The organism is Enterobacter cloacae complex sp. P14RS (genome assembly GCF_014895895.1).
Classification (GTDB): Bacteria; Pseudomonadota; Gammaproteobacteria; order Enterobacterales; family Enterobacteriaceae; genus Enterobacter; species Enterobacter bugandensis.
Genome location: NZ_JADBQM010000020.1, coordinates 14,575 through 30,141, shown reverse-complemented (window position 1 = coordinate 30,141; position 15,567 = coordinate 14,575). Strand labels below are relative to the sequence as shown.

The window sequence follows — 15,567 nt, the reverse complement described above, 5'->3', positions numbered from 1 at the left end:
CAACGCCATCCCAAATGCGATGAAATAATATTCTTCGGGAAGAATGATCTTCAAGGGGGGGGGTTAAATTAATGGAATAATGACGAGCCATAGCTGGAATAATAATAGAGAAAAACAAATATAATATTATTTTTGCTTTATCATTAATATTCCTTTTCAGTATACACATAAAAAGGACACATCTTTTATAAACAAACCATTTTTAGGATTCCGTTAATAAAAACTGATCGTTTAGTGATCAAAATAGAGAATACTAATGCTTAGACGTAATTTCGGTCATTATTCACACAATAAAGTAACGAAATACGTCAGAATAAGAGAATTAATAGCAACGCGAAAGCTGATGAGAAAAAAGTAAGGAAAAAATGGCTACACGTCGTGTAGCCATTAACAGAAGGGATTATTCTACGGTGACTGATTTCGCCAGGTTACGCGGCTGGTCAACGTCGGTGCCTTTGATCAGCGCCACGTGGTAAGCCAGCAGCTGCAGCGGAACGGTGTAGAAGATCGGTGCAATCACCTCTTCCACATGCGGCATCTCGATGATGTGCATGTTGTCGCTGCTGACGAAACCGGCATCTTTATCAGCGAAGACGTACAGCACGCCGCCGCGGGCGCGCACCTCTTCGATGTTGGATTTCAGTTTTTCCAGCAGTTCGTTGTTCGGTGCGACAACAATGACCGGCATATCCGCGTCAATCAGCGCCAGCGGGCCATGCTTCAGCTCGCCTGCCGCATAGGCTTCCGCGTGGATGTAGGAGATCTCTTTCAGCTTCAGTGCGCCTTCCAGCGCAATAGGGTACTGATCGCCACGACCCAGGAACAGGGCGTGATGTTTGTCAGAGAAATCTTCCGCCAGCGCTTCAATGCGTTTGTCCTGAGACAGCATCTGCTCAATACGGCTCGGCAGCGCCTGGAGACCGTGAACGATGTCGTGCTCAACGGAAGCATCTTCGCCTTTCAGACGCGCCAGCTTCGCCACCAGCATCAGCAGAACGGTCAGCTGAGTGGTAAACGCTTTGGTGGAGGCCACGCCGATTTCGGTGCCCGCTTTGGTCATCAGCGCCAGATCGGATTCACGCACCAGGGAAGAGCCCGGAACGTTACAGATGGCAAGAGAGCCCAGGTAACCCAGCTCTTTAGACAGACGCAGCGCTGCCAGCGTATCCGCCGTTTCGCCGGACTGGGAAAGGGTGATCATCAGGCTATTACGACGCACCGCAGATTTGCGATAGCGGAACTCAGACGCGATTTCCACGTCGCACGGCACGCCCGCCAGGGATTCAAACCAGTAGCGAGAGACCATACCGGAGTTATATGAGGTACCGCAGGCTACGATCTGAATATGTTCAACCTTGCCGAGCAGTTCGTTGGCGTTTGCCCCCAGCTCGCTCAGATCCACCTCGCCGTGGCTAATGCGCCCGGTCAGGGTATTTTTGATGGCGTTTGGCTGCTCGTAGATCTCTTTCTGCATGTAGTGACGGTAAGCGCCTTTGTCGCCCGCGTCGTACTGCAGGTTAGATTCGATCTCCTGACGCTTCACCTGCTCGCCTTTGGTATCGAAGACGGTCACGCTGCGGCGAGTCACTTCGGCGATATCGCCCTCTTCCAGGAAGATAAAGCGACGGGTGACCGGCAAGAGCGCCAGCTGATCGGAGGCGATAAAGTTTTCACCCATGCCCAGACCGATAACCATCGGGCTACCGGAACGCGCGGCCAGCAGGGTAGATGGATCGCGGGAGTCCATGATCACCGTACCATACGCACCGCGCAGCTGAGGGATAGCGCGCAGCACCGCATCACGCAGCGTACCGCCCTGTGCCAGCTCCCAGTGAACCAGGTGAGCAATCACTTCGGTGTCGGTTTCAGAGACGAAGGTATAGCCGCGCGCTTTCAGTTCTTCGCGCAGCGGTTCGTGGTTTTCGATAATGCCGTTATGCACCACCACGATGTGTTCAGACACATGCGGGTGCGCGTTACCTTCAGACGGTTCGCCGTGCGTCGCCCAGCGGGTGTGCGCGATACCAGTACCACCGTGCAGCGGATGTTCTTCCGCGGCCTGAGCCAGCATCTGCACTTTACCGAGGCGACGCAGGCGGGTCATATGCCCTTCTGCATCCACGACAGCCAGACCGGCAGAGTCGTAACCACGGTATTCCAGACGACGTAAACCTTCGAGAAGGATTTCAGCAATATCACGCTGCGCAACTGCGCCAACAATTCCACACATATTTTAGATTCCGAATTTAGGCATTATGCCTGCGTTGTCGCTGACCTGTATTTACCCTTTCCGGGCGCCCCGAGCCTTGTAGAGAGTGGGGTTATTTTTATGGGTACTGCTTGTGGGGGGAGATATATATTTATCTCCTCTCCCGGGTTTGCCTGATGACGGCTACGCCTTATCAGGCCTACTCAATCGTAGGCGGGTAAGCGTAGCGCCACCCGCCTTGTTGTTACTTTTTCTTCACCGGGCGTTTCCAGCCCTGCTTGTGTACCTGCGGCACGCGGCTTAACACCAGCTCGTTATCCGCTACGTCGCGCGTGACGGTCGTGCCGGCGGCAATGGTCACGCCGTTACCCACGGTAACCGGTGCCACCAGCTGCGTGTCCGAGCCCACGAACACGTCATCGCCGATGATGGTTTTAAACTTATTGGCGCCGTCATAGTTACAGGTAATGGTTCCTGCACCAATATTCACGTTATCGCCAATCTCCGCGTCGCCCAGATAGGTCAAATGACCGGCTTTCGAGCCTTTACCCAGACGCGCTTTTTTCATTTCCACGAAGTTGCCCACGTGCGCGCCTTCCAGCAGCTCAGCGCCCGGGCGCAGACGCGCAAACGGGCCGATGGTACACGCTGCTTCAAGGTGAGCATCTTCCACCACGCTGTACGGGCTGATTTCGCAGTCGTCGCCGATAACGCTGTTTTTAATCACGCAGCCGGCGCCAATTTTGACACGGTTGCCCAGCGTGACGTTGCCTTCAAGAATAACGTTAGTATCGATCTCAACGTCGCGCCCGTGAGACACGGTGCCGCGCAAATCGAAACGCGCCGGATCGCGCAGCATGACGCCAGCAAGCAGCAGCTTCTCTGCCTGCTCGGACTGATAAATACGCTCAAGACGGGAAAGCTGCAGGCGGTTATTCACGCCGTCCGTTTCGCTGATGCGCGCCGGATGAACGGCGGCGATCTCACGCCCTTCGTGATACGCCATCGCAATGATGTCGGTGATGTAGTACTCACCTTGCGCGTTATTGTTGTCGAGCTGAGAGAGCCAGCGCTTCATGTCAGCGCCATTGGCAATCAGGATGCCGGTGTTGATCTCCTGAATCTTGCGCTGTTCATCACTGGCATCTTTATGTTCAACGATACCCGTTACGTTGCCGTTTTCACGCGTGATACGGCCATAGCCCGTTGGATCGTCCAGCACAACGGTCAATAAACCGATGCCGCCCTGCGGCTTGGCTGCACGAAGGCGAGTCAGCGTTTCAACGGAAATCAGCGGAACATCACCGTAGAGCATCAGAATATCTTCGTCATCGGCAAAGAATGGCGCAGCCTGCTGCATCGCATGACCGGTACCCAGCTGTTCAGCCTGAAGCACCCAGTTGAGCGCATCATCGCTCAGCGTCTTTTTAAGCAGATCGCCGCCGTGGCCGTAGACCAGGTGAACCTGACGGGCACCTAGTTCATTCGCTGCATCAATGACATGCTGCACCATTGGCTTTCCTGCCAGCGTGTGGAGCACTTTAGGCAGATCGGAATACATGCGGGTACCTTTGCCAGCGGCAAGGATCACCACGCTCATCGCACTGTTTGACATACGCATCCTGACGGTAGTTTGAGTGAGAAGTAAAAACGTTTGATGCCTAAAATTCTACATCTTTTTCATCATGAATTAAGGATGAAAAAAAAAGCCAGTCTGGTATCCAGACTGGCTTTTGTGCTTTTCAAGCCGGTGTTACATCGCTTTTTTGGTCAACTCGATAACGCGCAGTTTCGCGATCGCTTTGGCCAGCTCCGCAGACGCCTGAGCGTAATCCACGTCGCCATGAGAGCTGTTAATGTGCTCTTCAGCCTTACGCTTCGACTCCAGGGCTCGCGCTTCGTCGAGATCCTGGCCACGAATAGCGGTATCGGCCAGAACGGTCACACTGCCAGGCTGCACTTCAAGAATGCCGCCGGACAGATAGATAAACTCTTCGTGACCGAACTGTTTAACGATGCGGATCATACCAGGCTTAATGGCGGTGAGCAGCGGTGCGTGACCCGGGAAAATACCCAGTTCACCTTCACTGCCCGTTACCTGGATTTTCTCGACCAGACCAGAGAACATTTGTTGCTCTGCGCTGACGACGTCCAGGTGGTAAGTCATTGCCATATCACCCTCCGATTAAGGCGTTAAAGTTTTTTGGCTTTTTCCACGGCTTCTTCGATGGAACCAACCATGTAGAACGCCTGCTCTGGCAGGTGATCGTATTCGCCTTCCATGATGCCTTTAAAGCCACGGATGGTGTCTTTCAGGGAAACGTATTTACCCGGAGAACCGGTGAATACTTCCGCAACGAAGAACGGCTGGGACAGGAAGCGCTGGATCTTACGCGCACGTGCTACCACCAGTTTGTCTTCTTCAGACAGCTCATCCATACCGAGGATGGCGATGATGTCTTTCAGTTCCTGGTAACGCTGCAGCAGGGACTGTACGCCACGCGCGGTGTCGTAGTGTTCCTGGCCAACAACCAGTGGATCCAGCTGACGGCTGGTGGAGTCCAGCGGGTCAACGGCCGGGTAGATACCCAGAGACGCGATCTGACGGCTCAGTACCACGGTTGCGTCTAAGTGCGCAAAGGTGGTTGCTGGAGATGGGTCAGTCAAGTCATCCGCAGGTACGTATACCGCCTGAACGGAGGTGATAGAACCGGTTTTGGTAGAGGTGATACGTTCCTGAAGAACACCCATCTCTTCCGCAAGCGTAGGCTGATAACCTACCGCTGAAGGCATACGACCCAGCAGTGCAGATACTTCGGTACCGGCCAGGGTGTAACGATAGATGTTATCAACGAACAGCAGAACGTCACGGCCTTCGTCACGGAATTTCTCAGCCATCGTCAGACCAGTCAGCGCAACGCGCAGACGGTTTCCTGGTGGCTCGTTCATTTGGCCGTAAACCAGGGATACTTTGTCCAGAACGTTGGAGTCGGTCATTTCGTGGTAGAAGTCGTTACCCTCACGAGTACGTTCACCTACGCCCGCAAACACGGAGTAACCGGAGTGCTCGATCGCGATGTTACGGATCAGCTCCATCATGTTTACGGTTTTACCTACACCCGCACCACCGAACAGACCAACTTTACCGCCCTTCGCAAACGGACACATCAGGTCGATAACTTTGATGCCGGTTTCCAGCAGTTCCTGAGAGCTGGACAGCTCTTCGTAGGAAGGTGCCGCGCGGTGGATAGCCCAACGCTCTTCTTCACCGATGTCGCCTTTCATGTCGATTGGCTGACCCAATACGTTCATGATACGACCCAGCGTTGCTTTACCTACAGGCACTTCGATCGGGTGCTCAAGGTCTTTAACTTCCAGACCACGACGCAGACCGTCGGAAGAACCCATGGCGATGGTACGCACGATACCGCCGCCGAGCTGCTGCTGAACTTCCAGCACCAGGCTCTCGTTACCATTCTGTACCTCAAGCGCGTCGTACACGCGTGGTACGGCGTCCTGAGGGAACTCGACGTCCACCACGGCGCCGATTACCTGGACAATCTTTCCAGTAGCCATCTTGAATCCTCTACGTAATTCGTAAACCTGGTTAAACCGCGGCGGCCCCCGAGACGATCTCGGTGAGTTCCTGAGTAATGCTGGCCTGACGAGCTTTGTTGTAAACCAACTGCAGCTCTTTAATCAGGCTGCCGCCATTATCGGTCGCGGCTTTCATCGCCACCATTCGTGCGGCCTGCTCGCTGGCCAGGTTTTCTACAACGCCCTGATAAACCTGAGATTCAACGTAACGACGCAGCAGGGTATCCAGCAGCGGTTTCGGATCGGGTTCATACAGGTAATCCCAGGCTTTCTGCTTCAGCTCGTCATCTTCTGATGCCGGTAACGGCAGCATCTGAGTGAGCGTTGGAACCTGAGACATGGTGTTAATGAATTTGTTGCTGACAACGTACAGTCTGTCCAGACGGCCTTCATCGTAGGCCTGCAACATCACTTTAACCGGGCCGATCAGTTCGGACAGGGACGGGTTATCACCCATACCGGTCACCTGAGCGACAATGTTGCCACCAACGGAGTTAAAGAAAGAGACGCCTTTAGAGCCAATCAGTGCCAGATCGCACTGAACGCCTTTATCAGACCAGCCTTTCATATCCGCCAGCAGTTTTTTGAACAGGTTAATGTTCAAGCCGCCACACAGACCACGGTCAGTCGACACCACCAGGTAGCCCACGCGCTTAACGTCGCGTTCTTCCAGGTAAGGGTGCTTATATTCCAGATTACCGTTTGCAAGGTGACCAATCACTTTGCGCATGGTCTCTGCATAAGGACGGCTGGCCGCCATGCGATCCTGCGATTTACGCATTTTGGAAGCGGCGACCATCTCCATCGCTTTAGTGATCTTTTGCGTGTTCTGGACGCTTGCGATCTTACTACGTATCTCTTTTGCGCCGGCCATGAGCTTCTCCTCAATGCCAGGCGGCTTGCCCTGAGACAAGCCGCCGGACGATTACCAGGATTGGGTTGCTTTGAAGGAATCGAGGATAGCTTTCAGCTTGCCTTCGATTTCGTCGTTATAGCCACCGGTCTGGTTGATCTCTTGCATCAGCGGAGCGTGATCACGGTCGACGTAAGCCAGCAGAGCGGCTTCAAAGCTACCGATTTTCGCCAGTTCCACATCTTCGAGGTAACCGCGTTCAGCCGCGAACAGTACCAGGCCCTGCTGAGCAACAGACATTGGAGCGTACTGTTTCTGCTTCAGCAGCTCGGTCACTTTCTGACCGTGGCTCAGCTGTTTACGGGTTGCTTCGTCCAGATCGGATGCGAACTGAGAGAACGCAGCCAGTTCACGATACTGTGCCAGCGCGGTACGGATACCACCGGACAGTTTCTTGATGATCTTGGTCTGAGCAGCACCACCCACACGGGATACGGAGATACCCGGGTTAACCGCCGGACGAATACCGGAGTTAAACAGGTTGGTTTCCAGGAAGATCTGACCATCGGTAATGGAGATTACGTTGGTCGGAACGAACGCAGAAACGTCACCCGCCTGGGTTTCAATGATCGGCAGCGCGGTCAGAGAACCTGTTTTACCCTTCACTTCACCTTTGGTGAAGTTCTCGACGTATTCCGCGTTAACGCGGGAAGCACGCTCCAGCAGACGAGAGTGGAGGTAGAATACGTCGCCCGGGAATGCTTCACGTCCTGGTGGACGACGGAGCAGCAGGGAAACCTGACGATAAGCAACAGCCTGTTTAGACAGGTCATCGTATACGATCAGCGCATCTTCACCGCGGTCACGGAAGTATTCGCCCATTGCGCAACCGGCGTATGGCGCCAGGTATTGCAGTGCAGCAGATTCAGACGCGGTTGCTACCACAACGATGGTGTTAGACAGTGCGCCGTGCTCTTCCAGTTTACGAACCACGTTAGAAATGGTGGACGCTTTCTGGCCGATAGCCACGTACACACATTTGATGCCGGAGTCACGCTGGTTGATGATGGCGTCGATTGCCATCGCGGTTTTACCGGTCTGACGGTCACCGATGATCAGTTCACGCTGACCACGACCGATTGGGATCATGGCGTCAACGGACTTATAACCAGTCTGCACTGGCTGATCAACGGACTGACGGTCGATAACGCCTGGTGCGATAACTTCGATTGGGGAGAAGCCATCGTGCTCAACCGGACCTTTACCGTCGATTGGCGCACCCAGGGTGTTAACAACGCGACCCAGCAGGCCACGGCCAACCGGCACTTCCAGAATACGGCCAGTACACTTAACCTTCATGCCTTCGGCGAGGTCAGCGTATGGACCCATCACAACTGCACCTACGGAGTCGCGCTCCAGGTTCAGTGCGATAGCGTAACGGTTACCCGGCAGGGAAATCATCTCACCCTGCATACAATCGGCCAGGCCGTGGATGCGGATAACACCGTCACTTACAGAAACAATAGTACCTTCGTTGTGAGCTTCACTCACAACATTGAACTGAGCAATGCGCTGCTTGATCAGTTCGCTGATTTCGGTGGAATTCAGTTGCATGCTCCAGTCCCCTTAAGACTGCAAGACGTCTGCAAGGCGCTCAAGACGGCCGCGTACGCTGCCATCAATGACCATATCACCCGAGCGGATGATTACGCCTGCCATTACAGACTTATCGATTTTGCAATTCAGCTTAACTTTGCGTGACAGACGTTTTTCCATCGCGGCGGTGATTTTCGCAAGCTGTTCGTCACTCAGTTCAGTCGCGGAAGTCACTTCGACTTCTGCAGTTGCTTCACTAAGGGCACGTAAGTGCTCAAACTGCTCGAGAACATCCGGGAGCACACGGAGACGACCATTTTCTGCCATGACCTTAATCAGGTTCTGGCCGTTGGCATCCAGTTGCTCTCCGCACACGGCGATAAACGACGCGGCGAGGGTTTCAGGCGCTAACGCACCGGAAAGCAACTCGGCCATTTGTTCGTTTTTCGTCACCTCAGCGGCAAACGCCAGCATATTCTGCCAGCGATCGACATTTTGGTGTTCGACAGCAAAGTCAAAAGCTGCTTTGGCGTAGGGGCGAGCTACCGTAACAAATTCAGACATCAGCCCCTCCCTCCTTACAGTTCAGCGACAAGTTTGTCCACGATGTCGCTGTTAGCAGCTTCATCCACGGAACGTTCGATGATCTTCTCGGCGCCAGCAACAGCCAGAATCGCAACCTGCTTACGCAGTTCTTCACGAGCACGTTTACGCTCAGCTTCAATTTCAGCCTGAGCCTGTGTCACGATCTTAGTACGTTCCTGTTCTGCTTCAGCTTTGGCTTCGTCCAGGATCTGAGAACGGCGCTTGTTAGCCTGTTCAATGATTACCTGAGCTTCAGCTTTCGCTTTTTTCAGCTGGTCTGTCGCGTTGGCCTGTGCAAGGTCCAAATCTTTCTTAGCGCGTTCTGCGGAAGCCAGACCGTCAGCAATTTCTTTCTGACGTTTTTCGATGGCAGCCATTAAAGGCGGCCATACATACTTCATGCAGAACCAGACAAAGAGAATAAACGCGATGGCCTGGCCGAGGATTGTTGCGTTCATGTTCACAGCACAATACCTCTTAAATTTCTGTGGCTTGGGGTTTTAAAACAACTACTACGCGACAGCAAACATCACGTACAGACCCAGACCTACAGCGATCATTGGGATAGCATCCACCAGACCCATAACGATAAAGAACTGAGTACGCAGCAGAGGAATCAGATCAGGTTGACGCGCTGCGCCTTCCAGGAATTTACCTCCGAGGATGCCGATACCGATCGCAGCACCGATAGCCGCCAGACCCATCATCACAGCGGCAGCCATGTACAGCAGATCCATATTCAGGTTTTCCATGACAGTCTCCAGTTTGTTTCAATTAAAACGTAGTAGTGTTGGTAAAAAATCAGTGCTCTTCAGACGCCATCGACAGATAGACGATCGTCAGAACCATGAAGATAAAGGCTTGCAGCGTAATGATCAGGATGTGGAAAATGGCCCATGGCACATTCAGAACCCACTGTGACCACCACGGCAGAAGACCCGCGATCAGAATGAAAATCAGCTCACCCGCATACATGTTGCCGAACAGTCGCAGACCCAGTGAAACAGGTTTGGACAGCAGGCTAACGCCTTCCAGGATCAGGTTGACCGGAATAAACGCCCAGTGGTTGAACGGCTGCAAGGTAAGCTCTTTCACAAAGCCGCTTACGCCTTTCATTTTGATGCTGTAGAAAAGAATCAGGATAAACACGCCCAGCGCCATCGACAGGGTGATGTTCACGTCCGCAGACGGTACAACACGCAGCGCAGGCAGGCCGAAGATGTGCTCGCCGATGAACGGCAGCAGGTCAATTGGCAGCAGGTCCATCAGGTTCATCAGGAAGACCCAAACGAACACGGTCAGGGCCAGCGGAGCAATCAGCTTGCTCTTACCATGGTACATGTCTTTCACGCTGCCATGGACGAAGCCGATGATCATCTCAACGAACGTCTGGAATTTCCCTGGAACACCGCTGGTCGCTTTTTTAGCAACACTGCGGAACATGGCCAGGAACAGAAGACCCAAAACCACCGAGAAGAACATGGAGTCGATGTTGATCGTCCAGAAGGTGGCCGGGGGGTTATGTGGATCCACCAGCGAGAATGTACGCAGGTCCAGCTGAAGGTTATTCAGATGGTGACCTATGTAATCCTGCGGCGTCATATTTTCTGAAGCCATGATGCCTTTTACCCTTTGTTATTGATTACAGCTGGAGCCAGAACTTGTACCACCAGCACCAAAACCCACGTTGCTATCAGCGGCATGAATACCACTTTCAAAACCGCCAGCGCCATCACCAGTAGAGCAAAGGTCAGCAACACCTTACACACTTCGCCTAGGGCGAAGGACCAGGCCACGCGGCCTTTGGCGGGTGTATGCGCCTGATGACGCCAGGCAAAAATCATAAACAACACGTTTGGCAGCACGACCGCCAAACCCCCGCACACGGCGGAAATGCCCCAGAAGGGGTCTTTGAGGCTAAACAGCAGTCCACTTGCTATCACAGCCAGAAACTGAATGAACAGAAGCTTACGAGCAACGTTTCTACTCAAGAGCGACACAGACATCACGTTTTTACTCCTGCTCCCTTCGAGGTATGCCGCGTGTCGTATAAAACGTCCTTTAAGGCTCAGAGTCAAGCATCAAAAAGCGGACAAATTATACGGTGCGTACCCGTGATTTCAAACATTAAGTAGCGAAAAGGTGAATAAATGTTTAAATATTTTTCCCCAGCGCTATTTTTTAACTTTCGTAGAAAGCACCGACCTTCGAGCAAAACTGCAAACAGCGCGAAAACGTTGACTACAAAGCGTGCACGAGATCACAAAACACACATTTGCGATAAGGTTGTATTTATCAAAGCCGTAAATCGCCCAGGATTATCTTTCTGAAATTAAACACAAAATATCGCAACTATTTTCAAAACAGCCCCGTACACAATAAAAACCTTTTATTGACATTCTTAATAAATAATTAACATTGCGTTCTGGTTACAGCCTTCCACTTTTAGCAGGCTGATATTTTCATAGTTGACTATCTTCGCGATGAATAATCGACGTGAGGTTAACCGCAAGAAAATCCCTGGTAAAAAAGCGGTTAAACGCTCTCTGGTTAACCCCGGTTAGTTGTGCTGTTTTTTAACATACTCAGAACAGCACAAATTCCACATTTTTTATTATTTTTTTAAAAATTGTTTGGCTTAATTATCACCAGATGACGTTCACCGTCGAGCTGCGGAACGTTTAATTTCTCGATGGTTTCAACGCTAAAACCGTCCGGAAGCTGTTCAATTTCATCACCGGGCAGCTGTCCTTTCAGCGCATAAAAACGGCCATCTTCTGCTGGCAGATGCTTACACCAGCTCACCATGTCATTGAGCGAAGCAAACGCACGGCTGATAACGCCGTCAAACGGCGGCTCTGCCGGAAACTCCTCTACCCTGCTCTGTACGGGCGTGATGTTATCGAGCTTCAGTTCATGCTGAACCTGGCGTAAAAAGCGCACGCGCTTGCCCAGGCTGTCCAGCAGCGTGAAATGGCTCTCGGGTCGGACAATCGACAGCGGAACGCCCGGCAAACCCGGCCCCGTCCCCACGTCGATAAAACGTCCACCTTTCAGGTACGGCGCCACCACGATACTATCGAGAATATGGCGAACCAGCATCTCGTTGGGATCGCGCACAGACGTCAGGTTGTACGCTTTATTCCATTTGTTCAGCATATCGACATACGCCACCAGCTGGTTTTTCTGGTGATCGGTGAGCGAAATACCTGCCTGATCCAGCAGACGAGAGAGTTTGTTGAGCACGGTGAATACCTGTTGAGAGTTTTTTTGCCCGGTGGCGCTGCCGCTTACCGGGCCTACGAATAAGTAGGGCGGGTCAGCGAAGCGCCACCCGCCAAAAGCAATGTCAATTACGCGCTACGGCGCAGCATGCCCTGCTTTTTCAGCCACACCAGCAGGATCGAAATCGCCGCCGGCGTAACGCCCGAGATACGGGAGGCCTGGCCAATCGATACCGGTTTGTGATCGTTCAGCTTAGCGATCACTTCGTTGGAAAGGCCCGTCACCTGACGGTAGTCCAGCATTTCCGGCAGCAGCGTGTTTTCGTTGCGCTGCTGTTTTTCGATCTCATCCTGCTGACGCGCGATGTAGCCTTCGTACTTCACCTGAATTTCGACCTGCTCGGCAGCTTCAGCGTCTTCAAGGCCCGGTGCGAACGCGGTCAGTTTGACCAGATTCTCGTAGGTGACTTCAGGACGACGCAGCAGATCTTCGCCGCTGGCTTCACGCGACAGCGGCGCTGTTAAGTGAGCGTTCACTTCGGCAGCGGTTTCCGCCTGTGGGTTTACCCACGTGGTTTTCAGGCGCTGACGTTCCTGTTCAATACGTTCCAGCTTCTCGTTGAAGCGCGCCCAGCGTTCGTCATCCACCAGACCCAGCTCGCGGCCTATCTCGGTCAGACGCAGGTCGGCGTTGTCCTCGCGCAGCATCAGACGATATTCCGCGCGAGAGGTAAACATACGGTACGGTTCTTTGGTGCCCAGCGTGCAGAGATCGTCGACCAAAACGCCCAGATAGGCCTGAGAACGCGCCGGCGCCCAGCCCTCTTTCTCGGCAGAGAAGCGGGCAGCGTTCAGACCGGCAAGCAACCCCTGCGCTGCGGCTTCTTCGTAGCCGGTGGTGCCGTTAATCTGCCCCGCGAAGAACAGGCCGTGGATGAATTTGCTCTCCAGCGTCGGCTTCAGGTCACGCGGGTCGAAGAAATCGTACTCAATAGCGTAGCCAGGGCGAACGATTTTCGCATTCTCCATCCCCTGCATTGAGCGAACAATTTGCATCTGCACGTCGAACGGCAGGCTGGTGGAGATGCCGTTCGGGTAAATTTCGTTCGAGGTCAGCCCTTCCGGCTCCAGGAAGATCTGGTGCTGGTTACGATCGGCAAAGCGCATCACTTTGTCTTCGATCGACGGGCAGTAACGTGGGCCGATCCCTTCGATCACGCCAGCGTACATTGGGCTGCGGTCGAGGTTATTGCGGATCACGTCATGGGTTTTTTCGTTGGTATGCGTGATGTAGCACGGTACCTGCTGCGGGTGTTGCGCCGCGTTGCCCATGAACGAGAAAACCGGCATCGGGTTATCGCCGTGCTGTTGGGCCAGTACGCTGAAATCAATGGTGCGTGCATCGATACGCGGCGGCGTGCCGGTTTTCAGACGGCTGACGCGCAGCGGCAGTTCACGCAGACGACGAGACAGCGGAATGGACGGCGGATCGCCAGCACGGCCACCGCTGTAGTTGTCCAGACCAATATGGATTTTGCCATCCAGGAATGTCCCGACCGTCAGCACCACGGCTTTGGCGCGGAACTTGAGGCCCATCTGGGTCACGGCGCCCACGACGCGATCGTTCTCAACGATAAGATCTTCTACCGCCTGCTGGAAGATCATCAGGTTCGGCTGGTTCTCCAGCGCGGTGCGCACGGCCTGGCGGTAAAGCACGCGGTCTGCCTGCGCACGAGTGGCGCGAACAGCAGGGCCTTTACTCGCGTTTAGTATCCTAAACTGAATGCCCGCATGATCGATCGCTTTCGCCATCAGGCCGCCAAGTGCATCCACTTCTTTTACCAGGTGTCCTTTCCCAATGCCGCCAATCGCCGGATTACAGGACATTTGTCCCAGCGTGTCGATATTGTGTGTCAAAAGCAGGGTCTGCTGACCCATTCGCGCTGCGGCCATTGCGGCCTCAGTGCCTGCATGACCCCCGCCAATGATGATGACGTCAAAAGGATCCTGATAAAACATGGTGGTCTGCCTCGCGTAAAGCGGTATGAAAATGGATTGAAGCCCGGGCCGTGGATTCTACTCAACTTTAGTCTTTCGAGAAAGCATTGGGATCCTGGGCTATTAAAAAGAAGATCTTTTTATTTAGAGATCTGTTCTATTGTGATCTCTTATTAGGATCGCGGACACGTGTGGATAAGTCCGATCCTGCAAATAAGATCATGCAGTTAGGAAGGATCGTTTGCTGTGAATGATCGGTGATCCAGGACCGTATAAGCTGGGATCAGATCGCGACTTTATACACAGGCCAAAAACGACGCTAGGGTTGTTCTTTGGATAACTACGGGTTAATACGAGCTTTTAACCAGAGTTATCCACATCTGTTCGCGCGATCTTTAATCGTTTTTGAGTAAATTTTTCCATTCCGCGAGCCAGATCTCGGCTGGATCTTCCGGAATGTCATGATCGAGGATGTTGATCTTGAGCGTTTCACCCAGCTGTTTTGCTCCGCAAGCGGTAACAGCGGCTTCGACCTTCTCTATTGCCCCGCAAAAGGTGTCATATTCACGACTGCCGATCCCCACTGCGCCAAAACGGACGTTTGACAGGTCGGGCTGCTGTTCCAGCAGTTCGTCATATAAAGGTTGCAGGTTATCCGGCAGATCGCCCGCACCGTGCGTGGAGGTGATCAGCAGCCAGACCCCGTCAACCGGGAGATCTTCAAGCAGCGGCCCGTGCAGCGTTTGTGTAGAAAAGCCTGCATCTTCCAGCTTCTCAGCCAGATGTTCCGCTACGTATTCCGCACCGCCAAGAGTGCTGCCGCTGATAAGGGTAATGTCCGCCATTGATCGCTCGCTCAGATAAAGAGGGGATCATTGTACGCTGTGAACGAGCTGGGATCTACCTGTGGAAAATGTGGGAATGAATTTGCCCGATCACGGGCGGATGGTACGCATGATCGGGTTTTGCAGGGAGATCAGTGTCTCGGTGGACTGAATTTCATCGATTGTTTGGATCTTGTTGATAAGTACCTGCTGGAGGGCATCGATGGAGCGGCACATCACTTTAATAAAGATGCTGTAATGCCCGGTGGTGTAGTACGCCTCGGTGACTTCATCGAGCGCGTTCAGCTTTGCCAGCGCGGAGGGGTAGTCTTTTGCGCTTTTAAGAATAATGCCGATGAAGCAGCAGACATCATAACCCAGCTGCTTCGGGCTGACGTCGATGCGCGCACCGGTAATGATCCCTGCCTGCTTCATCTTCTCTACGCGAACGTGAATGGTTCCCGGGCTGACGCCAAACTGTTTCGCCAGTTCGGCGTAGGCTGTACGGGCATTGGCCATTAAGGCCTCAAGGATGCCGCGGTCCAGATTGTCGATCTGATAATTTTCCATAGCTTTTTCTTATGAAGATTAATGAATACGTCTATTCTAGCGTCTTATTTTAACGAATCAAAAGTGAAGGTGGCTTTTTGTTGATGGGTTATTGAATTAAGTGTCGGTTCT

General features: G+C 53.1%; 15 protein-coding genes. All 15 read right to left on the bottom strand.

What is annotated here, in order from left to right:
• Nucleotides 1-400 precede the first annotated feature (400 nt).
• Nucleotides 401-2,230 (bottom strand): glutamine--fructose-6-phosphate transaminase (isomerizing), encoded by a 1,830-nt coding sequence (glmS, locus tag IM295_RS15600; RefSeq protein WP_193050940.1) that lies wholly within the window; start codon nt 2,228-2,230, stop codon nt 401-403.
• Between the two features lie 223 nt (nt 2,231-2,453).
• Nucleotides 2,454-3,824 (bottom strand): bifunctional UDP-N-acetylglucosamine diphosphorylase/glucosamine-1-phosphate N-acetyltransferase GlmU, encoded by a 1,371-nt coding sequence (gene glmU, locus IM295_RS15595; protein ID WP_045631290.1) that lies wholly within the window; start codon nt 3,822-3,824, stop codon nt 2,454-2,456.
• A 138-nt stretch (nt 3,825-3,962) separates the two neighbouring features.
• A complete protein-coding gene (locus IM295_RS15590; protein WP_003862360.1) occupies nt 3,963-4,382 on the bottom strand; it encodes a F0F1 ATP synthase subunit epsilon in 420 nt (139 codons plus the stop codon).
• Between the two features lie 20 nt (nt 4,383-4,402).
• Complete coding sequence (gene atpD, locus IM295_RS15585) at nt 4,403-5,785, bottom strand: F0F1 ATP synthase subunit beta (protein WP_003862362.1); 1,383 nt, start codon at nt 5,783-5,785, stop codon at nt 4,403-4,405.
• Nucleotides 5,786-5,816: 31 nt separating this feature from the next.
• Nucleotides 5,817-6,680, bottom strand: coding sequence for a F0F1 ATP synthase subunit gamma (gene atpG / locus IM295_RS15580; protein ID WP_003862364.1), 864 nt, complete (start codon nt 6,678-6,680; stop codon nt 5,817-5,819).
• Between the two features lie 51 nt (nt 6,681-6,731).
• A complete protein-coding gene (gene atpA, locus IM295_RS15575; RefSeq protein ID WP_003862367.1) occupies nt 6,732-8,273 on the bottom strand; it encodes a F0F1 ATP synthase subunit alpha in 1,542 nt (513 codons plus the stop codon).
• 12 nt (nt 8,274-8,285) lie between these two features.
• Nucleotides 8,286-8,819, bottom strand: a complete 534-nt coding sequence (gene atpH, locus IM295_RS15570) for a F0F1 ATP synthase subunit delta (RefSeq protein ID WP_003862369.1) — start codon at nt 8,817-8,819, stop codon at nt 8,286-8,288.
• Nucleotides 8,820-8,833: 14 nt separating this feature from the next.
• The gene (gene atpF / locus IM295_RS15565) at nt 8,834-9,304 is read right to left on the bottom strand and encodes a F0F1 ATP synthase subunit B (protein WP_003862370.1); all 471 of its coding nucleotides are present in this window, start codon (nt 9,302-9,304) and stop codon (nt 8,834-8,836) included.
• Nucleotides 9,305-9,352: 48 nt separating this feature from the next.
• Nucleotides 9,353-9,592, bottom strand: a complete 240-nt coding sequence (gene atpE, locus IM295_RS15560) for a F0F1 ATP synthase subunit C (RefSeq protein WP_000429386.1) — start codon at nt 9,590-9,592, stop codon at nt 9,353-9,355.
• A gap of 49 nt (nt 9,593-9,641) precedes the next feature.
• Nucleotides 9,642-10,457 (bottom strand): F0F1 ATP synthase subunit A, encoded by an 816-nt coding sequence (atpB, locus tag IM295_RS15555; protein ID WP_028014916.1) that lies wholly within the window; start codon nt 10,455-10,457, stop codon nt 9,642-9,644.
• Nucleotides 10,458-10,465: 8 nt separating this feature from the next.
• Entirely contained in the window at nt 10,466-10,846 is a 381-nt protein-coding gene (atpI, locus tag IM295_RS15550; protein ID WP_008500194.1) for a F0F1 ATP synthase subunit I, read from the bottom strand.
• 616 nt (nt 10,847-11,462) lie between these two features.
• A complete protein-coding gene (rsmG, locus tag IM295_RS15545; protein WP_028014915.1) occupies nt 11,463-12,086 on the bottom strand; it encodes a 16S rRNA (guanine(527)-N(7))-methyltransferase RsmG in 624 nt (207 codons plus the stop codon).
• Nucleotides 12,087-12,193: 107 nt separating this feature from the next.
• Nucleotides 12,194-14,083: a tRNA uridine-5-carboxymethylaminomethyl(34) synthesis enzyme MnmG gene (mnmG, locus tag IM295_RS15540; RefSeq protein ID WP_045261176.1), complete on the bottom strand. Its 1,890-nt coding sequence runs from the start codon at nt 14,081-14,083 to the stop codon at nt 12,194-12,196.
• 374 nt (nt 14,084-14,457) lie between these two features.
• Complete coding sequence (mioC, locus tag IM295_RS15535; RefSeq protein WP_063437515.1) at nt 14,458-14,907, bottom strand: FMN-binding protein MioC; 450 nt, start codon at nt 14,905-14,907, stop codon at nt 14,458-14,460.
• A 90-nt stretch (nt 14,908-14,997) separates the two neighbouring features.
• Nucleotides 14,998-15,456, bottom strand: coding sequence for a transcriptional regulator AsnC (asnC, locus tag IM295_RS15530; protein WP_008500198.1), 459 nt, complete (start codon nt 15,454-15,456; stop codon nt 14,998-15,000).
• Nucleotides 15,457-15,567 lie beyond the last annotated feature (111 nt).